This is a genomic window from Marivita sp. S6314, from assembly GCF_023015985.1.
Taxonomy (GTDB): domain Bacteria; phylum Pseudomonadota; class Alphaproteobacteria; order Rhodobacterales; family Rhodobacteraceae; genus Marivita.
Window position 1 is genome coordinate 75,163 of record NZ_JALKAO010000001.1, and the last position, 21,936, is coordinate 97,098.

The 21,936-nt window shown below is 61.3% G+C and carries 19 protein-coding genes and 1 tRNA gene; 8 read left to right on the forward strand and 12 right to left on the reverse strand.

Features of this window, described 5'->3' with window-relative positions:
* Nucleotides 1-126 precede the first annotated feature (126 nt).
* Nucleotides 127-399 carry an usg protein gene (locus tag MWU54_RS00370; RefSeq protein ID WP_247080064.1) on the forward strand — a complete coding sequence of 91 codons (273 nt, stop codon included), beginning with the start codon at nt 127-129 and terminating at the stop codon, nt 397-399.
* A gap of 169 nt (nt 400-568) precedes the next feature.
* Here MWU54_RS00370 and MWU54_RS00375 read toward each other — a convergent pair whose 3' ends face one another.
* On the reverse strand, nt 569-1,144 hold the full coding sequence (locus tag MWU54_RS00375) for a Crp/Fnr family transcriptional regulator (protein ID WP_247080065.1): 576 nt from the start codon (nt 1,142-1,144) through the stop codon (nt 569-571).
* A 78-nt stretch (nt 1,145-1,222) separates the two neighbouring features.
* Here MWU54_RS00375 and MWU54_RS00380 point away from each other — a divergent pair, with 78 nt between their 5' ends.
* On the forward strand, nt 1,223-1,771 hold the full coding sequence (locus tag MWU54_RS00380; protein WP_247080066.1) for a hypothetical protein: 549 nt from the start codon (nt 1,223-1,225) through the stop codon (nt 1,769-1,771).
* Nucleotides 1,772-1,810: 39 nt separating this feature from the next.
* Here MWU54_RS00380 and MWU54_RS00385 read toward each other — a convergent pair whose 3' ends face one another.
* The 3 genes from MWU54_RS00385 to MWU54_RS00395 are packed head-to-tail and all read right to left on the reverse strand — an operon-like array spanning nt 1,811 to nt 5,227.
* Entirely contained in the window at nt 1,811-3,283 is a 1,473-nt protein-coding gene (locus MWU54_RS00385) for a carboxypeptidase M32 (RefSeq protein WP_247080067.1), read from the reverse strand.
* Entirely contained in the window at nt 3,280-4,428 is a 1,149-nt protein-coding gene (gene ctaA / locus MWU54_RS00390) for a heme A synthase (RefSeq protein WP_247080068.1), read from the reverse strand. Before ctaA ends, MWU54_RS00385 begins: the two co-directional genes overlap by 4 nt.
* Before the next feature lie 52 nt (nt 4,429-4,480).
* Nucleotides 4,481-5,227 carry an RNA methyltransferase gene (locus MWU54_RS00395; RefSeq protein WP_247080069.1) on the reverse strand — a complete coding sequence of 249 codons (747 nt, stop codon included), beginning with the start codon at nt 5,225-5,227 and terminating at the stop codon, nt 4,481-4,483.
* A 131-nt stretch (nt 5,228-5,358) separates the two neighbouring features.
* Between MWU54_RS00395 and MWU54_RS00400 the strand changes: the two genes are divergently transcribed.
* On the forward strand, nt 5,359-5,982 hold the full coding sequence (locus MWU54_RS00400; RefSeq protein WP_247080070.1) for a thiamine phosphate synthase: 624 nt from the start codon (nt 5,359-5,361) through the stop codon (nt 5,980-5,982).
* Between the two features lie 266 nt (nt 5,983-6,248).
* Here MWU54_RS00400 and MWU54_RS00405 read toward each other — a convergent pair whose 3' ends face one another.
* Together MWU54_RS00405 and hemB are read right to left on the reverse strand one after the other, a co-directional pair.
* Nucleotides 6,249-6,806 carry a YSC84-related protein gene (locus MWU54_RS00405; RefSeq protein WP_247080071.1) on the reverse strand — a complete coding sequence of 186 codons (558 nt, stop codon included), beginning with the start codon at nt 6,804-6,806 and terminating at the stop codon, nt 6,249-6,251.
* 117 nt (nt 6,807-6,923) lie between these two features.
* Nucleotides 6,924-7,925: a porphobilinogen synthase gene (gene hemB, locus MWU54_RS00410; RefSeq protein WP_247080072.1), complete on the reverse strand. Its 1,002-nt coding sequence runs from the start codon at nt 7,923-7,925 to the stop codon at nt 6,924-6,926.
* A 103-nt stretch (nt 7,926-8,028) separates the two neighbouring features.
* Here hemB and MWU54_RS00415 point away from each other — a divergent pair, with 103 nt between their 5' ends.
* Together MWU54_RS00415 and mfd are read left to right on the forward strand one after the other, a co-directional pair.
* A complete protein-coding gene (locus MWU54_RS00415) occupies nt 8,029-8,556 on the forward strand; it encodes a component of SufBCD complex (RefSeq protein WP_247080073.1) in 528 nt (175 codons plus the stop codon).
* Nucleotides 8,557-8,589: 33 nt separating this feature from the next.
* Nucleotides 8,590-12,072, forward strand: a complete 3,483-nt coding sequence (gene mfd, locus MWU54_RS00420) for a transcription-repair coupling factor (protein ID WP_247080074.1) — start codon at nt 8,590-8,592, stop codon at nt 12,070-12,072.
* A gap of 8 nt (nt 12,073-12,080) precedes the next feature.
* Here mfd and MWU54_RS00425 read toward each other — a convergent pair whose 3' ends face one another.
* From MWU54_RS00425 to MWU54_RS00450, 6 genes are all read right to left on the reverse strand, one after another.
* Nucleotides 12,081-12,998 (reverse strand): hypothetical protein, encoded by a 918-nt coding sequence (locus MWU54_RS00425; RefSeq protein ID WP_247080075.1) that lies wholly within the window; start codon nt 12,996-12,998, stop codon nt 12,081-12,083.
* Nucleotides 12,999-13,120: 122 nt separating this feature from the next.
* Nucleotides 13,121-14,917, reverse strand: a complete 1,797-nt coding sequence (locus tag MWU54_RS00430; protein WP_247080076.1) for an SGNH/GDSL hydrolase family protein — start codon at nt 14,915-14,917, stop codon at nt 13,121-13,123.
* 125 nt (nt 14,918-15,042) lie between these two features.
* Nucleotides 15,043-15,116: transfer RNA gene (locus MWU54_RS00435), tRNA-Gly, on the reverse strand.
* 81 nt (nt 15,117-15,197) lie between these two features.
* A complete protein-coding gene (locus MWU54_RS00440; protein ID WP_247080077.1) occupies nt 15,198-16,205 on the reverse strand; it encodes an ABC transporter substrate-binding protein in 1,008 nt (335 codons plus the stop codon).
* The gene (locus MWU54_RS00445) at nt 16,184-17,551 is read right to left on the reverse strand and encodes a sensor histidine kinase (protein WP_247080078.1); all 1,368 of its coding nucleotides are present in this window, start codon (nt 17,549-17,551) and stop codon (nt 16,184-16,186) included. The genes MWU54_RS00440 and MWU54_RS00445 overlap by 22 nt, the downstream gene beginning before the upstream one ends.
* Complete coding sequence (locus MWU54_RS00450; RefSeq protein WP_247080079.1) at nt 17,544-18,209, reverse strand: response regulator transcription factor; 666 nt, start codon at nt 18,207-18,209, stop codon at nt 17,544-17,546. Before MWU54_RS00450 ends, MWU54_RS00445 begins: the two co-directional genes overlap by 8 nt.
* A gap of 108 nt (nt 18,210-18,317) precedes the next feature.
* Between MWU54_RS00450 and MWU54_RS00455 the strand changes: the two genes are divergently transcribed.
* The 3 genes from MWU54_RS00455 (at nt 18,318) to MWU54_RS00465 (ending at nt 21,594) form a co-directional block, all read left to right on the forward strand.
* A complete protein-coding gene (locus MWU54_RS00455; protein WP_247080080.1) occupies nt 18,318-19,304 on the forward strand; it encodes a tripartite tricarboxylate transporter substrate-binding protein in 987 nt (328 codons plus the stop codon).
* A 285-nt stretch (nt 19,305-19,589) separates the two neighbouring features.
* On the forward strand, nt 19,590-20,072 hold the full coding sequence (locus MWU54_RS00460; RefSeq protein ID WP_247080081.1) for a tripartite tricarboxylate transporter TctB family protein: 483 nt from the start codon (nt 19,590-19,592) through the stop codon (nt 20,070-20,072).
* A gap of 1 nt (nt 20,073) precedes the next feature.
* Nucleotides 20,074-21,594 carry a tripartite tricarboxylate transporter permease gene (locus MWU54_RS00465; RefSeq protein ID WP_247080082.1) on the forward strand — a complete coding sequence of 507 codons (1,521 nt, stop codon included), beginning with the start codon at nt 20,074-20,076 and terminating at the stop codon, nt 21,592-21,594.
* Nucleotides 21,595-21,936: the final 342 nt, after the last annotated feature.

A 21,936-nucleotide genomic window follows, 5' to 3' on the forward strand; every position in this document is an offset into this window, starting at 1 on the left:
ATGACCACCACAGCCACATCCCAGAATTGGCACTCAGGCAGCGCGCTGGCTAACACACTGTTTTTGTTGAATAGTAAGGAAATCATGGCAAACTGAGTCGCATAAGAAAAAACGAATGAGGTTGGCATGACTGAACTTAGCGAAACCGAACTCATGTTGCGCGGCTATGGCCTGACTACGGCGCAGCTGTTTTACCGGATGCCGGATTACCAGAACGTGCTGAACACGTTTGTCTGGCAAGAATACGATCTGGCCCCGGATCACCCCAAGCTGTTCGAATTCATCGAATTCTGGCAGGACAGCATCGATGGCCCGCTGCATTCGGTGCAATACACGCACCGCAAAATGCTTGCCTCGGGGGAATGGCAGCAACTGGTGGGTGAATTCACGCTGCACTGAACCAGATCCGCAAAAACCTGCGCGTCCACCCCTCGCCAAGGGCGCATTGATCCGCTTGCGGATTTCGATACGCGTGGGTCGCGGACCAAATTGCGCTTTGCCGGTTGAGGCGAATGGCTGGTTGGCCCCCGATGTGCCGGGTGTTACCCCGCATTCAAAGGTCAGCTTCCTATCTATTTCTATCGACGGCACGCAGACGGCTCATTGTGACTGGCGTGACGCCCAAAAAAGACGCAATCAAAGCATGGGTAAATATGTCTTCATAGCCGGGGAAGGATTGGCGAAACCAATTGAGCCGCTCGGCACCTCCAAGCGCCGCGAGGCACCACTCGCGTTCAGCCTTCTTGCTCAATGCGTCTCGCAGGATTGCATTGGCCCAGTTCCGGATGGGCTCGGATGAGAGCATCAGATCCGAAAGCAGTTCACTGTCCATCCAAGCAAGCGTGGCATCCGTCGTTGCTGCAATGGACACAAGAGACAAGCCGTCCCGCGTTCGCGCGATATTGGGCGTGACAACACAGGGACCCATGTAAAAGCCAACGCAAACGTCCTTGCCGTCCTTGTCACAGATGCTGCTCGCCAGACATCCTTCCAACAGTATGAATTCACGTGTTTCGGGCTGTTCTTGTCGGGAGAGGTGCGCCCCCTTGCTCACGCGCTTTCGTCGCCAGCAAGATGCGAATTCGTCTGCGCAGGCCATATCTGACAAGTCAGGTGACTGCGTGAGAAAGGTCCGTACATCCATCTTGGCAAGCCTTATCAAATGATAATGCGGGTGTCTCCGTCTGGGGCCATGAGTGGCACAGTTCACGGAGGATACAAAATGACGAACGGAAATCTGTCCCGGCACATCGGCGTGGTCGCGATTGGCTGCGGGTCGATTGGGACATCGATCTACCTACTGATGATCAAGGTCACGCTTGCCCACATCGAGGCAATCTCGGGGCACATCCCGTTTGATATGCGGCCTTTAGGCTATGGCCCTGCAGACGCCGCCACGCTTCTTGAGGCACTCGGCGCCGAGGGGCGCGCGTATTATCTTAGTCGCCAGATACCTTTGGACACGCTATATCCGGCGATGCTCGCCTTGACGCTGATCGCCACGTTTCTCTGGATCGGGCAACGGATACCAGAAAGCAAACTGGTCCGCTTCGGTATCGCCCTTTCCGTCAGCAGCGCTGTGTTCGATTACATCGAGAACATTGGTATCGTTGCCATAATCTGGAGCTGGCCCAGTATTTCAGGCCCTCTGGTGTATGCCGCCAGCACAGCCACGATTGCTAAATCCGTCTTCACGACTTTGGCAGTCCTTGTCGTGCTTTTTTCAGGAGTTATCTGGACGCGCCAGCGCAAAGCCAACCTGTGTCTATAGATGCGCAACAGCATCTCCGTTGCGCACAGCCGACTTTGCCTAAACCCCGTAAATCTCGCCGAACTTCGCCTCCAGATACGTCAGCAACGGCGCCTCGGACGGCGCAAACCCGCAGGCGCGTTCGATGACGTCGCGCGGCTCATACAGACCGCCGTAGCGCTGCACGTTGTCCCGCAGCCAGCTTGTCGCCGCAGTGGTATCGCCCGCCGCCAGTTGCGCATCCAGATCCGGCACCGCCTTGCGCAAGGCTTCGTGCAGGCACCCGGCATAGACATTGCCCAGCGTGTAGGTGGCGAAATAGCCAAACAGGCCCACGGACCAGTGTACATCCTGCAACACGCCGTTGGACGGTTTATCGACAGGGTATCCGAAATCGGCCTCGAACCGCGTGTTCCAGGCCTCCTCCAGGTCCGAGACCTCAAGCGTCCCGTCAATCAACTGCCGCTCCAGATCGAACCGCAGAAGCACGTGCAGGTTATACTGCGCCTCGTCCGCCTCGGTGCGGATATAGCCTTTGTTGACCCGGTTCACCGTCCCGTAGAATGCGGCGGGATCGTCGATCCCGAAATCGCCGAAGACGTCAACCATCTGGCCATGCAGCCAGCCTGTAAACGCCTTGGACCGGCCCAGTTGGTTCTCGTAAATCCGGCTTTGGCTTTCATGCACGCCCATCGACACGCCGGATCCCAGCGGTGTCAGCAGGTAGGCCTGATCGATGTTTTGCTCGTAGGCCGCGTGCCCGACCTCGTGGATGGTCGAATAGATGCAGTTGAACGGATCGTTCGCTGCCGTGCGCGTGGTGATCCGCACGTCGTTGCCCGACCCGGAACTGAACGGATGGACCGCCTTGTCCACACGTCCCCGACTCATGTCATAGCCAAACACCTTGGCGATCTGACGCGACAACTTCATCTGCGCGGGTTCATCAAAGGTTCCCGACAACGCGGTTGGGGCAGGGGCACCCAGCACGGCGTCGCGCAGCGCGACCAAGCGGGGCCGCAAGGCGCCGAACATCGCTTCCAGGTCCGCCGCGGTCGCGCCGGGCTCGTAATCCTGCAACAACGCGTCATAGGCATCGCCACCATCCGCCAGTGCCGCGCCTTCCTGACGGCGCAGATCCAGCACACGTTTCAGCGTCGGCGCAAAGGCGGCGAAATCATCATTTGCGCGCGCCTCGGCCCAGACGCCTTGCGCCACCGACGTGGTCCGCGCCAGCTCTGCCGCGAGGTCTGTCGGCACTTTCGACGCGCGGTCGAAACTGCGGCGGATGTGGCGCAGGTTGGCCTTGGCCTCCTCGTCGGTTGGCGTGGATGCCTCCAGCCAATCCCCGACGCGGGGGTCCATGCGGCGGGCGTGCAACACGGCTTCCAGCGCGGCCATTTCCTCGGCCCGTTGGGCGGCCGCGCCGCGCGGCATGGTGGTTTCCTGATCCCATCCCAGACGACCGGCAATCTGGCCCAACGCCTGCGTCTCCCGGGTGAAGGCCATCAGGTCGTCATATGCCGTGCTCATGTGGTCGCTCCTCGAATGGATTGTTCTTTTGGATATCCGGCGCCGAACCGGGCCCGCAGGATCAACACCCACAGGATCACCGCGCCGATCTGGTGGACGATCGCGATTTCGACCGGGGCCATGTAGAGAACGGTCACCACCCCAAGCACCATCTGCAGCCACAGCACCGCGTAAACCGCGTTGAAGCGGAAGCGCGTGTCGGCATTGGGCGATTTGCGCGCCCGCAGCCAGACGACCGTGCCAAAGATCAGCAACAGGTACCCGGCAATCCGATGCATGAACTGTACCAGCCCGGCGTTTTCAAAGAAGTTGCGCCAGATCGGCTCAAGCTCGAACGGGAAGGGGGGCAGGAACGCCCCGGCCAACAAGGGCCAGTCATTATAGGTGCGGCCCGCGTCAATCCCGGCCACCAGCGCGCCCAGCAGGATCTGCAAAAAGGTGAAATGCAGCAGCCCGGTGCCCAGTCCGAACAGCTTGGTTTCGCGCGACCGGCGCGCCTGCATCAGGTCCCGGTCTTCGCGGCCCAGCTCAAACGTGTACCAGGCGATAAAGCCCAGAATGACAAAGGCCAGCCCCAGATGCGTCGCCAACCGGTAAGAGGCCACATCGAGCATCGTGCCGGTCAGGCCCGAGGCCACCATCCACCAGCCAATCGCCCCCTGCAAGCCGCCCAGAACACCCAGAAAAAACAGCCGCCCGGTCCACCCGGTCGGGATCTTGCGAAACGCCAGGAAGCCGAAAAAGCCCAGCGCCCAGACAAGACCGATCACGCGGCCCAATTGCCGGTGGCCCCATTCCCACCAGTAGATGAACTGGAACTCGGCCAAGGTCATCCCGGCGTTTTGCAACTGGTATTCCGGGATCGCGCGGTAGAGATCGAATTCGCGCTGCCAATCCTCGGCCGTCAGCGGCGGGATTGCGCCAGTGATCGGCGCCCAGACCGTGATCGACAATCCGCTGTCGGTCAGACGCGTCAGCCCGCCCACCACGATCATCACCATCACAAGGACAAACAGGATCATCAACCAGATCCGGATCGCGCCGCGCGCGCCGCGTTTGCCTGCGTCGATCATGCCGCCCTTGGGTTCGGTTTTCCGCGGCGTCTCTGCGCCGACCTCTTCAAAGATGCTGCGTTTGCTGCTCATGCCATCTCCGTCATTTTGCCAGACAGTAGGGTTGCACCCGGGGATCGTCCAGTCAGTCGCGACGTTCTTTCCAACGCACCATTTGCCGCAGGACCCCGTGCAGCATTTGCACGTCCGCCCGGGTCAATGGCATGCGCGACCACATGTTGCGCAGATTGCGCTTCATACTGTCCGCCTTGGTCTCGGGGAAAAAGAACCCGGCCTCGTCAAGCCGGTCTTCATAATGCGCCGCCAGCTTTTCCGTTTCGATGGCCGTGGCCCAATCTGTGCCTGCCATCTCGGTTGTGTCCGGCACGATGTCCGACGTCTGCCGTCGCCATTCGTACCCTGTCAGCAGGACGCATTGCGCCAGGTTGAGCGAGGGAAATTCCGGATTGACCGGCACCGAAATGATGGCATTGGCCAGCGCGATGTCGTCATTTTCCAGCCCGGCGCGTTCCGGGCCGAACAGAACCGCCACTTTTTCCCCGGCCGCGATCTTGTCGCGCGCCATTTCCATCGCGCGTTCCGGGGTGACAACGGGTTTCGTCATATCGCGCTGGCGGGCTGTCGTGGCAAAGACAAACGAACAATCCGCCACCGCGTCCACCGTGCGATCAACCAGCACCGCATCGTCCAGCAACCGGCCCGCACCCGACGCCATGGCGACCGCCTTCTGGTTCGGCCAGCCGTCGCGCGGCGCAACCAGCCGCATCCGTTCAAGCCCGAAATTCAGCATGGCACGCGCCGCCGCGCCGATATTCTCACCCATCTGCGGGCGGACCAGCACAAAAGCAGGTTGAGGTGTGTCGCTGGGCATGGTGCCAGTCTCCGTTTTCACAGGTCGAGCGTACCTATTGCGCCATGTCTGAAAGGGCAACCCGCGCAAGCCCTTGGCGGATCGTCCCAAATCATCGTATAGGGGCTCGACCAACCAAGAAGGGGCCGCAGATGTCCGATACAGAGCAGCCGCAAATTTACCTGATCACGCCACCCGAGATCGAACTCAGCCATTTTCCGACAGACCTGTCGCGCGTGCTCGACGCTGTCGAGATCGCCTGTCTGCGCCTGTCGCTGGCGACTCGGGACGAAGACCTCATCCTGCGCGCCGCCGACGTGGTGCGCGAGGTGGCGCATCGCTTTGACGTGGCTTTGGTGATCGACACCCATGTGGTTCTGGCCCAGCGCCTGGGTCTGGACGGTGTGCATCTCACGGATGGCGCACGATCGGTGCGAATGGCGCGCAAGGAACTGGGGGCCGACGCGATTGTCGGGGCCTATTGCAGCCAATCGCGCCATGACGGGATGACCGCCGGCGAGGCAGGCGCGGATTACGTCAGTTTTGGCCCGGTTGGGCAAACCACGCTTGGCGATGGATCGCGGGCCGAAGCTGAACTGTTTGACTGGTGGTCGCAGATGATCGAACTGCCGGTTGTCGCCGAAGGCGGCCTGAGCCTCGACACCGTGCGGGCACTGGCGCCAATGACAGATTTCTTCGGGATCGGCGAAGAGATTTGGCGCAGCGATGACCCGGTGGCCACGCTGCAAGGTCTGACGGACGCGATGGCAGGCTGACCGGGCAGGGGGCTGTCTGCCCCCTCGGCCTTCGGCCTCACCCCCGAAGGGTATTTTCAAACCAGAGAAGCCATCATCCGGTAACCCTGCGTTAAGGTTAATGCGCCATGGTGCCGGGGCGGTACAGGCGGAGGCGCCGATGACCGTAACCGGAGAAGCCCCCTGCCTGATGCGCAGGGGGTGGACCTGTTTTTCGTCTTCTCTGGTTTTTTAAATACCTCGGGGGAGGCCGAAGGCCGGGGGCAGCGCCCCCAATCACAGACGGATCAGGGAATGATACGTGTGTATTTCACACCTTCCAGCGTCGCCCCCAACCGCAAACCCGCCTGGCCAAAGATCACCGCAATCACGGGTGACAAAGACGTTGTGGTTTCTGCGGCAATGGTTTCCCCGCCTTCGGGGATTGCATATTCCACGTTGGCCCCGGCCGCCCAGCCGGGTGAGCGACGGAAGCCCATGAGCGCGTCCTCGGTCATAAAGAACAACACATGCGCATATTGCTGCGCGCCGATCTGTAACCCGGCGCTGGCTTTGGTGGTGGAGTAGTAGTCCACCGTCACGCCGTTCACGCGCAGCGCGCCACGCCCGAACGCGCCACCGATGCCAAGCCCGGCTTCGGTGACCAGCGGCATGACCAGCAGCCCGTTGGCATTCGCCGCCAGTCCCTGGGTGCCGGGGAAGCGGCGGTACATTTCGGCCAGGGTTGCATCCACGCGCGCGTCGATCCGCGCCGCGCCATTGCCACCCACGCCATTGGCGCATCCCGCCAAAAGGAAAGTGCCGCCCAGGCCAAGGGCCAGCTCGCGTCGTGTCAGAGATGTCATCTGTCTGCTCTTTCTTTGCCGATGCCTCTAGGTCCGGCTGTCCCGCCGGTTGCCTCGCACTATAGCAATGACCGCCTGTTCTGTCACGCGGCTTGGATCACAAGTGGCTGATCTCTGCTATCCGTTCAAAAGGCGGGCCGCCGCCGGGGCGAAATAGGTCAGCACCCCGTCACACCCGGCGCGTTTGAACGCCATCAGGCTTTCCAGAATCACATGGTCATGGTCCAGCCAGCCGCGCTCGGCAGTGCCGGCCAGCATCGCGTATTCCCCCGACACCTGATAGGCAAAGGTGGGCACGCCGAACATGTCCTTGGTGCGGCGGCAGATGTCTAGGTACGGCATGCCAGGTTTGATCATCACCATATCCGCGCCTTCACTCAGGTCGCGGGCCACCAGCCGCATCGCTTCATCCGAATTACCCGGATCCATCTGGTAGCCCTTCTTGTCGCCTTTGAACGCGCCCGACGCGCCCACCGCATCGCGGAACGGGCCGTAAAAGGCGCTGGCATACTTCGCGGCATAGCTGAGGATCGACACGTTCTGAAAGCCTTCGCCCTCAAGCGCCGATCGCATCGCGCCGATCCGGCTGTCCATCATGTCGGACGGTCCGATGATGTCCGAACCGGCGCGCGCCTGGCTGAGCGTCTGCTTCACCAGCGCTTCGACCGTGCGGTCGTTTTCGATGTACCCATCCGCGTCCATGTAGCCGTCATGGCCGGTGATGTTGTACGGATCGAGCGCCACATCCGTCATCACCATCAGGTCTGGCACCGCGTCCTTGATCGCACGGGTGGCTCGGTTGGACAGGTTCTCGGGGTTCCAGGCCTCGGCGCAATCCTCGGTCTTCAGCGCCGGATCTGTATAGGGAAAAAGGCAAATTGCCGGGATGCCCAACGCATGTGCCTCGCGCGCCGCTTCGACGACCTTGTCCACCGACCGGCGCACCACACCGGGCATCGACGCCACCGGTTCTTCCACGCCGTCACCATCGCGCACGAAGACCGGCCAGATGAAATCCGCAGGTGTCAGCGTGTTTTCCCGGACCAGAGATCGCAGCGCTTCGGTGCGGCGCAGGCGGCGCAGGCGTGTGGCGGGAAAAGCGGGGGTGATCGGTTTCATTTTGGCGGTCCTTGTCTTTGCCGTATTTGGGTGGCATGGAATGACCGCTGGAACAAGGCCTGCTGCCCCGCAAAGGCCGTCGCAACAAGGGAAAATTTCCGCTTTGGATTGGTACTCCAACGTCTTCGAGCTGATTGATTTGCGGTCTTTTTCGAACTTGTGGTTCTGGATCGCCCTTGCTGTTGTGTGGTCCTCGGCCAGCCATTGGGTGCTGGGCGTGCCTTATGACATGGTGGGCCGGGCCCGGCGCAAAGGTGGGCAGGCGGCGGAGGACCTTTTGGATTTGCTGCGCATCAATACCACCCGATTGCTGTATATCGCGGACGAGGCGGGGCTGTGGATCATCACCGTGGGCACGTTTTTCCTGACGGGTTTCATGATCCTTGGCTGGGTTTACGGCGTCGAGATTGCGCAGGCGTTGTTCCTGCTTGGGTTCCCGATGTCGCTGGTCAGCCTGATCTCTGTGCAAACTGCACGCGCCCTGCATACCGAGGATCACGATCTGGACGCCGTCTTCAAACGACTTTCCCGGCACCGGTTGAGTGTGCAGGCCATCGGCATGGTGTCGATCTTTATCACCGCCATGTGGGGGATGTATCAAAACCTCAGCGTTGGTGTTTTGGGCGGTTGACGTGGGCCGGTCTGCGGGCCACATGACCCCGCTATGAGCACATCCAAGCACATCACGATGGGCGGCGCACCCGAAGGGTTCGACGCGAAACTGGTCCTGGCCGAAGCGGAAAAAGCCGGCGGCGCGGTTTGTCACGTCGCGCGCGACGACAAACGGGCCGCCCAGATGGCCGATGCCTTGCGGATCTTCGCCCCCGACGTGCCGGTGTTCCTGTTTCCCGGTTGGGATTGCCTGCCATATGACCGGGTGTCCCCCAATCCCGATATTTCGGCCGCGCGGATGGCGACGCTGGCGGCGCTGACCCACGGGATGCCGTCAACCTATGTGTTGCTGACCACCATGAGTGCCGCGACGCAGCGGGTGCCGGCGCGTCAGGTGCTGACAGAAGCCGCGTTCAAGGCCGGTGTGGGCAACCGCATCGACGAAGCGGCATTGCGCGCATTTCTGGTGCGCATGGGCTTCAGCCAGGCCCCCACGGTGCTGGAGCCCGGCGATTACGCCATCCGGGGCGGCATCATCGACATCTATCCGCCGGGGGATGGCGGTCCGGTGCGGCTGGACCTGTTCGGCGATGTGCTGGACGGGGCGCGCCGGTTTGATCCGGCGACACAGCGGACGACGGAAAAGCTCGACTTTGTCGAATTGGCCCCGGTGTCCGAGGTCATTCTGGACGAGGCCGCCATTACGCGGTTTCGCCAGAACTACCGGATTGAATTTGGTGCGGCGGGCAGTGACGATCCGCTGTACGAGGCCGTCAGTGCGGGCCGCAAACAGGCGGGGATGGAGCATTGGCTGCCCTTCTTCCATGACACGCTGGAGACCCTGTTTGACTATCTTCCGGGTGTGACCATCACGCAGGATGATCAACTGACACCGGCGCGCCTGTCGCGGTGGGACGGGATCGTGGACCAGTACGAGACCCGCAGACATGCGCTGTCTCAGAAGGCCCGGATGGATACGGTCTATAAACCCGTGTCACCGGAACAGCTTTATCTTGATGACGACGCCTGGGTGCAGGCCCTGGGCGACCGGCGCGTGGTGCAGTTCCATCCGCTGCCACAGGCCTCCGGACCCGGCGTTGTGGATGCAGGCGGTCGGATCGGGCGCAACTTTTCGCCCGAGCGTCAGCTTGAAAATGTCAGCCTGTTTGCCGCGCTGGCCGACCATGTGCGCCAGAAAATGGCGGACGGGCCGGTGTTGATTGCGTCCTATTCCGAAGGCGCGCGGGAACGGTTGACCGGTCTGATCGAAGACGAAGGTCTGACAGAAACGATCCCGGTCAATACGGCTGCGCGCGTAGGCAAGCATGGTCTGCACCTGACGGTCTGGCCATTGGAACACGGCTTCGAAGCGCCGTGGGGGGATCGCCGCCTGACGGTGATTTCAGAACAGGACGTGCTGGGCGATCGCCTGATCCGCAGCCCCAAGAAACGCCGCCGCGCGGATAATTTCCTGACCGAGACCCAATCGCTCAGCCCCGGCGATCTGGTGGTGCATGTGGATCATGGCATTGGCCGCTATCTGGGGATGGAGGTCATCACTGCCGCCGGGGCCGCGCATGAATGCCTGCTTCTGGAATACGCGGAATCCTCCAAGCTGTATCTGCCGGTCGAAAACATCGAACTGCTGTCGAAATACGGTCACGAGGAAGGGCTGCTCGACAAACTGGGTGGCGGCGCGTGGCAGGCCAAGAAGGCCAAGCTGAAAGAGCGCATCCGCGAGATGGCGGACAAGCTCATTCGCGTTGCTGCCGAACGCGCGTTGCGCAAGGCCCCGGTGATGGACCCACCGCCCGGCGCGTGGGACGCGTTTTCCGCACGCTTCCCGTATCAGGAAACCGACGACCAGTTGCGCGCCATCGAAGACGTGATGACAGACATGCATTCCGGGCAACCGATGGACCGGCTGATCTGTGGCGATGTCGGATTTGGCAAAACCGAAGTGGCAATGCGCGCGGCGTTTGTTGCGGCGATGTCCGGTGTACAGGTGGCTGTCATTGCGCCCACCACCTTGCTGGCGCGTCAGCATTACAAAAGCTTTGCCGAACGATTCCGTGGCTTCCCGCTTGAAGTGCGTCCGCTGTCGCGCTTCGTGTCGACCAAGGATGCCAGTGCAACCAAGGACGGTCTGGCCCGTGGCACGGTGGATATCGTGGTGGGCACCCATGCCTTGCTGGCCAAGGGTATCCGGTTCCAGAACCTGGGTCTGCTCATCATCGACGAAGAACAGCATTTCGGGGTGGGCCACAAAGAGCGGCTCAAACAGTTGCGGTCGGACATCCACGTCCTGACCCTGACCGCCACACCCATCCCGCGCACGCTGCAATTGTCGCTGTCAGGTGTGCGCGACCTGAGCATCATCGGCACGCCGCCTGTCGACCGGCTTGCGATCCGCACCTACGTGTCCGAGTTTGACGCCGTCACGATCCGCGAAGCGCTGTTGCGCGAACACTATCGCGGCGGGCAATCTTTTTACGTGGTTCCCCGCATCAGTGACCTGCCTGAGATCGAGGAATTCCTGCGCGAACAGGTGCCGGAAGTATCCTATGTCGTGGCCCATGGGCAAATGGCGGCGGGTGAATTGGACACCCGCATGAACGCCTTTTACGACGGCAAATACGATGTTCTGCTGGCGACCACGATTGTGGAATCCGGTCTTGATATCCCGACCGCCAACACGATGGTGGTGCACCGGTCCGACATGTTCGGCCTGAGCCAGCTCTATCAGATCCGGGGCCGGGTGGGCCGGTCGAAAACCCGCGCCTATGCGTATCTCACCACCAAACCACGGGCCAAGCTGACCGCTACGGCGGAAAAACGTCTGCGGGTGTTGGGCAGTCTCGACACGCTGGGGGCTGGCTTTACGCTGGCGTCGCAAGACCTTGATATCCGTGGCGCAGGCAACCTTTTGGGCGAAGAACAATCCGGCCAGATGCGCGATGTGGGGTACGAACTCTACCAATCCATGCTGGAAGAGGCGATTGCCAAGATCAAATCCGGGGAAATGGAGGGCCTGTCCGAAGCCGACGACCAATGGGCACCGCAGATCAATCTGGGTGTGCCGGTTCTCATTCCCGAAGATTACGTGCCCGATCTTGACGTCCGTCTGGGTCTTTACCGTCGCCTGTCGTCACTCAGCACCAAAGTGGAATTGGAAGGCTTTGCCGCCGAACTGATCGACCGCTTCGGCAAGCTGCCGCGCGAGGTCAACACGCTTCTACTTGTGGTGCGGATCAAGGCCATGTGCAAACGCGCGGGCATTGCCAAGCTGGATGGCGGGCCGAAGGGGGCCACGATCCAGTTCCACAATGACAAGTTCGCATCGCCCGAAGGGCTGGTCGATTTCATCCGCGATCAGAAGGGCCTTGCCAAGGTCAAGGACAACAAGATCGTGGTCAGACGCGACTGGGCGAAAGACAGCGACAAGATCAAGGGCGCCTTCGCCATCGCGCAGGATCTGGCGATCAAGGTGAAGGAAGCCAAAAAGCGCAAGGACGCGACGAAAGCCAAGGCCTGACGGCGCTGTCAGGTCGGCGTTTTGCGCGGGCGCAGCGCGGGCAACTTGAGATGGGAATGCACGCGGACTTCGTTTGACGCAGAGACCGACACGACGCGAAGATACTGCGCGCCTGCAGAGGGATCATCGGCGTGATCCTCGCTCAGACCGGCTACCACAGCCCCGTTCCGCGGCTTGCGCGCGTGGTTCGCGATCAAGGCCCGACGGGACGGGCATTGGAACGTGTTGCAGATATCGGCCCGCAAATGCCGGGGCAGGGTGCAGCCCTGCGCGCCGTGATAGACACAGCTGTTCTTGGTCGACGCCTCGGGATAGTAAGAGCGGTACATCTCAAGAATGTCATCGCGGCTTTTGGTGGGATGCGTCCAACGGATGTAATGCATCGTCTCCTCGGTCAGAAAACCGTGCCGATCCCCTCCCAGCGTGCAGCAATCGCCCTGACAGGCGATACAGGCGGCATTGTAGACAAAGGGTTCGGGCTGTTCGTCCTTGCGGCGCGTGGCGTAGTCGGGATCCTCGTCCGGGCGCGGCAGGTCATCGGGGTCGTCTGCGGCGTCAAAGCTTTTGTCGATCACCGTCTTCAAATGAGTTTCGAACGCTATCCGGTGGGGTTCCGGCAGCGGGATGATCGGCAGATCAATGTAGGGCGCTCGCCCGGTGGCGATTGTCCGCAAGTCCGGGTGCCCGATTTCAGCGGCCGCCTGTTTGATCACCCTTTGCGTGCGGGTCTTCGCAATCGCCGCAGCCTGTGCGTCGGCATCTTCCACCGATTTGACCAGCGCAGCCGTGTCCTGCACGCGTTTACGGGTCTGGCAGGCGGGACGGTCGCAAACCCCGTTGCGAGCCGTTGTCGTCTTGTCCAGCCGTTGATGACACATCGGACAGACCGCAGCACCGTGCGCGGCATGAAAGGGTTGGTGAACCATAGACAGGGCGCTTTCAAATAAGGCGGAACGAAAGGGGCTATTCAAAAAGGGCAGTCGGGATATGTGCAGTCTTGCAGAAAGCGTCTTATCTGCCAATGGCGTCCTTTTCCGGCAAAACCCGTTCAGACGATGAACGGGTCCTCTGCCAGGCCGACAAGCTGCACGAGAAATGCGCCGGTTCCGTCGCTTGCCAGAGCCGCGTCATACCGCGCGTCTGCGGCAGACAACGCGGCGGTCAGGCTGTTGTCGCTGCCGTCAAAGAGGTTCAGGATTTCGGTGGCATGATCCGGATCGCTCAGACCCAGAGTGGCCGAATAGTAAAGCCCGATATCAATCCGCGCATCGAGAAATGCCTGATCCGCCGCTTTCTGCGCCACAAAGCCAGCGTCCGCACCATCGGGAGCCTCTGATCGCGCGCCCTCAAGAACCTTGAGCACAAATTGCCCACGGCTGACCGCACCATTGGCCAAGGCAGTGGACCAAAACGCAAATCCGGCATCGTCCGGGGCGCGGCCCAGGGCGTTCTGGTAGACTGCGGTCACGAACGTGGCATCCGGTCCGTCCAAAGGGAAAACCACTTGCGCCTCGTCGGATGCGGCAAACGCCTCGGCGATCTGGGGCAGGGTTCGCCCATCGGCAAACGCGTTGGCCCAGAAGGCCAGCCCCAAGGCATCCGGTGCCCGGTCGAAGTAACTCAGATAGACCTCGGCAAGGCTGCGCAGGTCCTCGGTCGACAACGCGGTGCCGCCATCGAACTTGCCAAGGGCAAAGCCCTGACCGTCAAAATCAAGCGTTTCGATGTCGATCAGCGTGTCTGTCCCGTCAGCGCCACTGCGGTCGGTCAGGGTGATCTCGGTGTCAATCGACAAGGTGTATAGGTTTTGCGGTCCCGACAGCACCGCCAGATCTGATCCGCCCTGTCCGTCAAGGATGTCATCGCCAGCCGCGCCGGTGAAACTGTCATCGCCCTGCGTTCCGGACAGCATGTCATCGCGGTCCGATCCCGGCACCACGTTGCCCGCCAGCGCGGTCAGGTCAAAGCCAGCCGTGTCGGCAACGGCCACGACATGCGCCGCGATCACGGCATGGCCCGCGCCGGTGGGGTGGATGCCGTCAACGCTGAAATAGCTTTGATCGTCCAGAGCCGCATCATCGGCGAAGATATCGCTGGTGACATTGTCGAACCCGAACGCCTCTGGCGTGTCCTCGATCTCTTCCACCAGCGCCGCAATGTCGATGAAAAGCGCGTTTTGCCCGGGTGTGGTGTTCAAGTCGTCGACATAGGCGTCCAATCGGGTGTTGAAGCCTTCGGCGATATTGTTCCAAAGCGAGGCGATCAGTGGACTTTCCGCCGCCCGGTTGCCCAGAAACGCCCCGCCAACCGTGGGCTGCCCCAGGATCAGGAAATTCGACGCGCCTACCGCTTGCAGCGTTTCCACCGTGGTTTCGATGTTTTGAGTGATCGACGGGCCAAGATTCAGGATCTGGAACAGTTCTACGAGGTTTGCATCCGCAAACTGCAGGAAATCATTGCCACCAATCCAGATCACGAACACATCCTGATCATCCGGGGCCGGGATATCGCCGGACGCCACCAGCGCGGCAAAACCTTCGGCCTGTTGGACGGCACCGGGCAGGGTGGGTTTGCTGTCTGAATCCGACACCGCACCGCTATGTGCAAAGTTGATCCCGTTCAGATCGGACCCGCTCAGGAATCCCTGCGCATTCGGGGCCTGGCTGATCGACGTGGCAGCGGGCGCGACCGCCAGATCGTTGCGGATGTTTTCGTGCCAGACCAGACCGTTGGACGCGCGCCCGGCGAAAAACAGGTCAATCGGTTCGTCCTGAAGCTGTACCGCAGACGCGCCATCGTCTGACAGGCTGTCACCAAAGATATAAAGCTGACCCGTTTTGGGCATCACCGCCCCCTTGCTGGTTACTCTGCCGCGCGCGGTCGGCGCGTTGTGACCAAGTGTAAAGACAGAACCGTCAGGCGCAATGCACCGCGTCACACAAAGCGGCATCGTCCTGAAATTGTGAAGATTGGAGCGGGTAACGGGAATCGAACCCGTAACTTAAGCTTGGGAAGCTCGCGTGATACCTTTTCACCATACCCGCGCTAAGGCCGGGATACGCAGAGCGCACAGGCGCGTCAAGCGGTGTTGGCGGCAAAAACCGATCCGCAGATTGTTCCGGATTTCACGGGCTCTGAATCATCGCGTTTTCCCATTCGCGCAAAAAGACCCTGCGTTTCTGGGCATCAAGATAGGTCATCAAGGCAGGCTCCAGCGTGATGATCGCTTTTCCGGCATTTTCTTCGCCGGATTTGAGCGGCGGCAACGGCGTGTTTTCGCCTCCTTGTGATTGGGTCGAGATCAGATGAGCCACAAACGCCTCGGCAAGATCCGGTTGCGTCGTCGAACCGGACACAAGCGCGGTGCGCATCATGGTGGTGGGGAAATCAGACGGCAGGATCACGTGAATCCTGTCGGAAATGTCGTCACGCGCCACGGCGTAGCTGCCCAGCACGTTGTAGGCCACGGCAATACTGCCATCGGCCAGATCGTCAATCATATCACCGGAACAGCAATAAAGCCGGGTCTGCAACCCGCCCATCACCTCCATCAGGCGCCAGTAGGTCTCGGACGCGCGCGCGTCTTGTGTGGCAAACAGGTATCCCAACCCCGATTGCCGCACATCATAGGTGCCCAGCCGCCCGCGAAACCGGTCCGGATCGGCGCGCAGCGTCTCGATCAGATCCTGCCGCGTTTGCGGGATCGCGGCCCCTTCAAAGGCGGCCCGGTTGACCACGATGGCGGCGGGTTCCTGGGTAAAGGCAAACAGGCTGTTGCGCCATTCCGCCCAGTCGGGGTGGTCCAGCCCGTCCAAGCGCCGGGCAAACCCGTCATTGGCCAGCTTCAATTGCAGGTCCATGGCGCTTGAGATGACCACATCATACTGATCCGGCGCGGCACGAAAGATCCGGTCAAGACTGGCCGTGCTGGTCACCAGATACTCGATGGACACGCCCGGAGATGCCGCAAGAAAGCTGTCGACCACCGGGGCAAACAGATCGGTGTCCGTGCTCGACAACACACGCAACGGGGGCTGGTCTGTTTGAGGGCCAAACCGCTGTTGATCCTCCCAGTCCTGCGCCTGCGCGGCAAAGCCCACGGCCCAGACAATTAGAACGATAATGTAACGCATGCGCCGCCCTCCGGCCGGTTGCTCAGATCAAGAATACCGCCATGCGCCTCGGCCACGTCCTGCGCAATGGTCAGACCCAGACCGGACCCGATGGTCCCGGCAGCATTGTCACCGCGCGTGAACCGGTCCGCGAGGGTGTCAATCTGCGCATGGGGAAAGCCCTGGCCTTCGTCCACCACCACCACTTGCGGCGTCGGCGTATTGGTGACGCGCACCAGCACCAGACTGTCACCGGGCGCGTATTTCAGTGCATTGTCCAGAATATTGCGCACCGCGTTCTGAACCAGAATGGCATCCCCCGAGATCACAACCGGTTCAGGCCCGTCCAGACGCACCGTGACGTCCTTCAATTCGGCCACCGGGGTCAACCGCACCACAAGGTCCTGCACAAGCTCCACAAGATCAAAGGTGTCGCGCTCAAGGTGGTCGGCGCGGAAGGTGATCATCGCATGATCCAGCAACTGCCCGGCTGCGCGTGAACTTTCATCAATTGCGCGCATCATGGACCGCACGGTCGCCCGGTTTTCCTCTCGTCCGACACGCTGCAACATGGCTTCGGCATGGGACCGCACCGTGGCCAGCGGGGTGCGCACCCGGTGCGCGGCCTCTGCGATAAAATCCTCGGACCGATTGAGCGACTGATCCAGCCGTCCCATCAACGTATTAAGCGAAGACACCAGTGGCACCATCTCGGTTGGCACCGGCTTGTCGAACGGGCGCAAATCCTGCGGTCCGCGCTTGGTGACCGACTGGGTCAGACGCTGCAACTGGCCGATGGTGCTGGAACTGGCCCAAAGCGCCAGAGCCGTGGCCAGCAGGAAAAACCCAATCCCGAACCCGGCAACGGTGCGCGAAATCCGGTTCAGTGTACCCGACAGCGCATCCTGCGTCTGGGCGACAATCACCGTGATCGTCGTGCGCTGGTCTGCGCCGATCAGCGTCCGGCTGGCACTGGCGCGGCGCACGGCGGTGCCCATGATCTCGGCGGTGGCGTAGGCGGGCAGGGCCGGCGCGCGGGTGGCATCGCGCGTCAGGCTTGCGTAGCCGGACAGCAAGGTGTCATCCTGGTAAATCGCATGAAACACCCGATCATCCGACGGTGTGCTGAGCATGGACAAGGCGGAATAGGGAAAATCCACTTCCACCTGCCCATCCTGAATAATCGCCGTATCAAGGATCGAGGTCACGGACGCGCCAAGCACCTGATCCTGCCCTTGTTGCGCGATCTGTGCCGCATAGCTGCGCACCAGCAGCACAAGAAACAAAGCGAGGATCGCTGCCCCGCCAATCAGGATCAGCGCCAGCCGGTTGCGCAGGGATCCCGAGACGCGCAGCGGATCAGACATTGTCCAGCCGGTAGCCCAGACCACGATGCGTGGTGATGGTCAGACACGAACCTTCGAGATGTTTACGCAGGCGCGCGATATATACCTCAACCGCGTTCTCCGACACATCGTCATCATAGGAAAACAGACGGTCGACCAGTTTCTGCTTGGGAAAGATCTGGCCCGGCGCGGTGATCAGGACCTCAAGCAAACGCAGTTCGCGGTTGCGCAAGAACGTCTGCGTGCCATGTACGGTGATATGTCCCGCGACCGGGTCAAATGTCACGTCCCCCAGCGTCACGACGGTCTGTGCCGTCCCGTGTTTGCGCCGCAGAACGGCACGGCAGCGGGCCTGCAATTCGGCATGGTCAAAGGGCTTTGTCACGTAATCATCCGCGCCAAGATCCAGCATGCTGATTCTGTCGGATACCTGTGATCGCGCGGTCAGCACGATGACAGGCGTGTCCGATTGACTGTTTCGATGGGCCTTGAGAAAGCTGCGGCCGTCGCCATCGGGCAGCATGATATCAAGCAGGATCAGGTCATACTCGCCGGTCTCCAGAAACCCGGACGCATCGGCGATTGTCAGCGCATGATCAACAACATGCCCGTCAAAGCTCATGCGGGATGCGATCGCCGCCCCCAGCTCTTCATTGTCTTCCACTAGCAGAAATCGCATCGCGTTTTCCCAGTCTTTTTCATCCGTGACAGGTTTGTGTCAGGTTGTCATGGTTGTGTTGGTCAACTGAGCCGCGCTGCGGACGGTTGTCAAATGGGAGGAAACACAATGAAACCACTGAAACTGGGCCGCCGAGCCCTGATGGCGTCGGCTGTTGCCGCGCTGAGCTTTGGAACACCGGCCTTCGCGGACGGCCATCAGGTTGTGGACAGCATCCACTTCATCATCCCCGGCGGCGCCGGTGGTGGCTGGGATGGCACCGCGCGGGGCACGGGCGAAGCGCTGACCAATGCGGGCCTTGTTGGCTCTGCATCATACGAAAACATGTCCGGTGGCGGCGGCGGGAAAGCCATCGGCTACCTGATCGAAAACGCCGAAAGCAACCACGGGTCGCTAATGGTGAACTCCACACCGATCGTGATCCGGTCGCTCACAGGGGTGTTCCCGCACAATTTCCGGGACCTGACATTGGTGGCCGGCACGATTGGCGACTATGCCGCGATGGTTGTGTCCAAAGACAGCCCGATCAATTCCATGGATGATTTGCTTGCGGCCTATGACGGGGACCCAAGCGCAACCGCCATCGGCGGCGGTTCGGTTCCCGGCGGGATGGACCACCTTGTTGCGGCCATGGTGATGGAAGCGGCGGGCAAGGACGCACTGGGCGTCAAATACATCCCATATGACGCGGGCGGCAAAGCCATGGCGGCGTTGCTGTCAGGCGAAATAGCAGCGCTCTCCACCGGCTTTTCCGAGGCGGTCGATCTGGCCAATGCGGGCGAAGTGAAGATCATCGGTGTCACAGCCCCCGAACGCGTCGACGCGGCACCGGATGCGATGACCATGAAAGAGCAGGGCATCGACACCGAATTCGTCAACTGGCGCGGTTTCTTCGGGGCGCCCGGTTTGCCGGAAGACAAACTGGCGATGTATCAGGACGCTCTGACCAAGATGTACGAAACCGAGGAGTGGGAAGACGTTCGCGCCCGCAACGGGTGGGTGAACATCCACAACAATGGCGATGACTTCAAAGCGTTCCTGGAAGAACAGGAAAAGGTCATCGGTGACCTGATGAAGAAGCTCGGCTTCCTCTGATCCAAATGTGCGGCTGACGCCGCGCAGATACTCTTGTGCGAGGGGTTTCACCCCTCGCGCTCCCTAAGGTATTTTCGGCAAGAGGAAGGGGAGGCTGTGCTCCCCTCCCATTGGTGAAGGCAAAACCTTCCCCTTGCACGGTCATCGGCTCCTCAGCCTGTACCGTGTCCTTGGAATATCGGCATTTGATTAAAAATGTCTTTCCTCTTGCCCAAAATACCTCGGGGGAATTCGCCAAAGGCGAATGGGGGCAGCGCCCCCAAAACACAATGGGAGGGGAAAGACATGGCACTCGACAGATGGATTGCTTTGGTGCTCTTGGGCATCTGCGGCATTTACGGATACGCCGCGTGGTTCACCATGGACGCGGGCCTACCGCCCTTCATGCAGCGCAACCCGATCTGGCCCTCAACCTTCCCCAAAGTGCTCAGCATCCTTGCCATGGGGGCGGCGCTCGTGATCGTCCTCGGCCTTGAAAAGGGGGAGGAAAAGATCGGTGAGATCGACTACCGCAAAATCTGGGAATACAATCTCGGGCAGGCGCTCCTGCTGCTGGCCCTTATGGTCGCCTACGCGCTGCTGCTCCGCCCCATCGGGTTCATCGGCGCAACGGCAGGCTTCCTGATCCTCGGGTCGGTCATCCTTGGCGAACGACGCTGGCTTTTGATGATCGTGGTCGCCGCCATTGCCACGGGGGGCGTCTGGTATCTGGTCTCCGAAGTGCTTGGCATCTTCATGGCCCCGCTGCCCGCAATGATGAGAGGCTGACATGCTCGAAGGACTTCTGATCGGCCTGCAAACGGCCTTTTCGCTGCAGAACCTGATCATGGTGATCGGGGGCTGCCTGATCGGGACATTCATCGGGATGCTGCCTGGCCTTGGCCCCATGTCGATCATCGCGATCATGATCCCGGTGGCGATCTCCATGGGCGATCCGTCCGCCGCTCTGATCCTGCTCGCCGGTGTCTACTACGGCGCGATCTTCGGGGGATCGACCTCCTCCATCCTGCTCAACGCGCCGGGCGTTGCAGGCACCGTCGCCAGTAGCTTCGACGGCTACCCGATGGCCCGCCAAGGCAAGGCGGGCAAGGCGCTCACCATCGCCGCCATCGCGAGTTTCGCGGGCGGCACCATTGGCGCGCTTCTCCTGATGGTCTTTGCGCCCGCGCTGTCGTCGGTCGCGCTGCTCTTCCACTCTGCCGAATACTTCGCGCTCATGGTTGTGGGCCTCTCCGCCATCGCGGCCTTCGCGGGCAACGGGCAGGTGGCCAAGGCGCTGCTCATGACACTTCTGGGCCTCATCATGGCCACCGTCGGCGAAGGCGCGCTCTTCAACATGCCGCGCTTTACGATGGGGCTGATGGACCTGCAGTCGGGCTTTGGCTTCATCACGCTCGCCATGGCGATGTTCGCGCTGCCCGAGGCGCTGTTCCTTGTCCTCAAACCGCGCGACACCGCGGGCCCCGACAACGAAATCAAGGACCTGCGCATCACCCGGCAAGAGGCCAAATCCATCGCGCCCGTCATCGGCCGCCAGTCGGTGCAAGGCTTCTTCATCGGCGTCCTGCCGGGGGCAGGGGCCACCATCGCGTCCTTCCTCGGCTACGCGGTCGAACGCAACATCGCGCCGAAGAAGGAGCAGGAGGAGTTCGGCAAAGGCTCGATCAAGGGCCTCGCCGCCCCCGAGACCGCCAACAACGCCGCCTGCACCGGGTCGTTTGTACCGCTCCTGACGCTGGGCATCCCCGGTTCCGGCACCACGGCGATCCTGCTGGGGGCGCTCATTGCGCTCAACGTCACTCCCGGCCCGCGCCTGATGATCGACGAACCACAGGTGTTCTGGGCCGTCATCATGTCGATGTTCATCGGCAACCTCGTGCTCTTGATCCTCAACCTGCCGCTCATCCCCTACATCGCCAAGGTCCTGAGCGTGCCGCGCACGTTCCTCATTCCGTTCATCCTGTTCTTCACCCTGATGGGCGCCTATATCGGCCAGAACAATGCGACCGAGCTGCTGATCCTCGTGGGCTTCGGCATCTGCGCGACGATCCTCAAATTCGCCGACTACCCGCTGGCCCCGCTGCTGATCGGGTTCATCCTGGGCGGCATGCTCGAGGACAACTTCTCCCGCTCCATGCAGCTTTACGACGGCATCTCTTTCATCTGGGAGCGCCCCATGACCCTCGGCCTGCTGGTGATTGCGGTTATTTTGGTGGTGCTGCCAAGCTGGCGGACGCGGCGAGAACGCGCGAAAGAGCGCAAGGCGCGCGGGATCGCCGAAGGGGATTGATTGGGGATTGGCCTGTGCCAGAACGCGTTCCCGTAGGCCGGGCTTAAGCCCGGCACGGAGCGAACAGGCGGGCAAAAGCCCGCCCTACGACAATCACACAAGCCGGGCGACCGCCAGCCCTTGGGAGGGCGATCCAACCGCTGCTCCAAAGCGCTTTATGCCAGCCAAGCCCGCCGGTCCGATGGGAGACGCGAGACCCAAGCCAAATCGCCATCCCGCCGGAACGGGCTGGCGATCACCCGGCGGCTTCGCCGCTGTTCGGGTAGGGTACATGAAACCGGATAATGGGAGCGTCGTAGGATATGCGCTTGCACGCACCCGAAATTTTGTGATTTTGCTGGT

Coding starts and splice junctions, on each gene's coding strand:
- MWU54_RS00425 (WP_247080075.1), bottom strand. CDS start 12,998: ATGGTTCACCAACCCTTTCATGCCGCGCACGGTGCTGCGGTCTGTCCG.
- MWU54_RS00455 (WP_247080080.1), top strand. CDS start 18,318: ATGAAACCACTGAAACTGGGCCGCCGAGCCCTGATGGCGTCGGCTGTT.
- MWU54_RS00405 (WP_247080071.1), bottom strand. CDS start 6,806: ATGACATCTCTGACACGACGCGAGCTGGCCCTTGGCCTGGGCGGCACT.
- MWU54_RS00380 (WP_247080066.1), top strand. CDS start 1,223: ATGACGAACGGAAATCTGTCCCGGCACATCGGCGTGGTCGCGATTGGC.
- MWU54_RS00460 (WP_247080081.1), top strand. CDS start 19,590: ATGGCACTCGACAGATGGATTGCTTTGGTGCTCTTGGGCATCTGCGGC.
- mfd (WP_247080074.1), top strand. CDS start 8,590: ATGAGCACATCCAAGCACATCACGATGGGCGGCGCACCCGAAGGGTTC.
- MWU54_RS00400 (WP_247080070.1), top strand. CDS start 5,359: ATGTCCGATACAGAGCAGCCGCAAATTTACCTGATCACGCCACCCGAG.
- MWU54_RS00375 (WP_247080065.1), bottom strand. CDS start 1,144: ATGGATGTACGGACCTTTCTCACGCAGTCACCTGACTTGTCAGATATG.
- MWU54_RS00445 (WP_247080078.1), bottom strand. CDS start 17,551: ATGTCTGATCCGCTGCGCGTCTCGGGATCCCTGCGCAACCGGCTGGCG.
- ctaA (WP_247080068.1), bottom strand. CDS start 4,428: ATGAGCAGCAAACGCAGCATCTTTGAAGAGGTCGGCGCAGAGACGCCG.
- MWU54_RS00370 (WP_247080064.1), top strand. CDS start 127: ATGACTGAACTTAGCGAAACCGAACTCATGTTGCGCGGCTATGGCCTG.
- MWU54_RS00385 (WP_247080067.1), bottom strand. CDS start 3,283: ATGAGCACGGCATATGACGACCTGATGGCCTTCACCCGGGAGACGCAG.
- hemB (WP_247080072.1), bottom strand. CDS start 7,925: ATGAAACCGATCACCCCCGCTTTTCCCGCCACACGCCTGCGCCGCCTG.
- MWU54_RS00395 (WP_247080069.1), bottom strand. CDS start 5,227: ATGCCCAGCGACACACCTCAACCTGCTTTTGTGCTGGTCCGCCCGCAG.
- MWU54_RS00465 (WP_247080082.1), top strand. CDS start 20,074: ATGCTCGAAGGACTTCTGATCGGCCTGCAAACGGCCTTTTCGCTGCAG.
- MWU54_RS00450 (WP_247080079.1), bottom strand. CDS start 18,209: ATGCGATTTCTGCTAGTGGAAGACAATGAAGAGCTGGGGGCGGCGATC.
- MWU54_RS00440 (WP_247080077.1), bottom strand. CDS start 16,205: ATGCGTTACATTATCGTTCTAATTGTCTGGGCCGTGGGCTTTGCCGCG.
- MWU54_RS00430 (WP_247080076.1), bottom strand. CDS start 14,917: ATGCCCAAAACGGGTCAGCTTTATATCTTTGGTGACAGCCTGTCAGAC.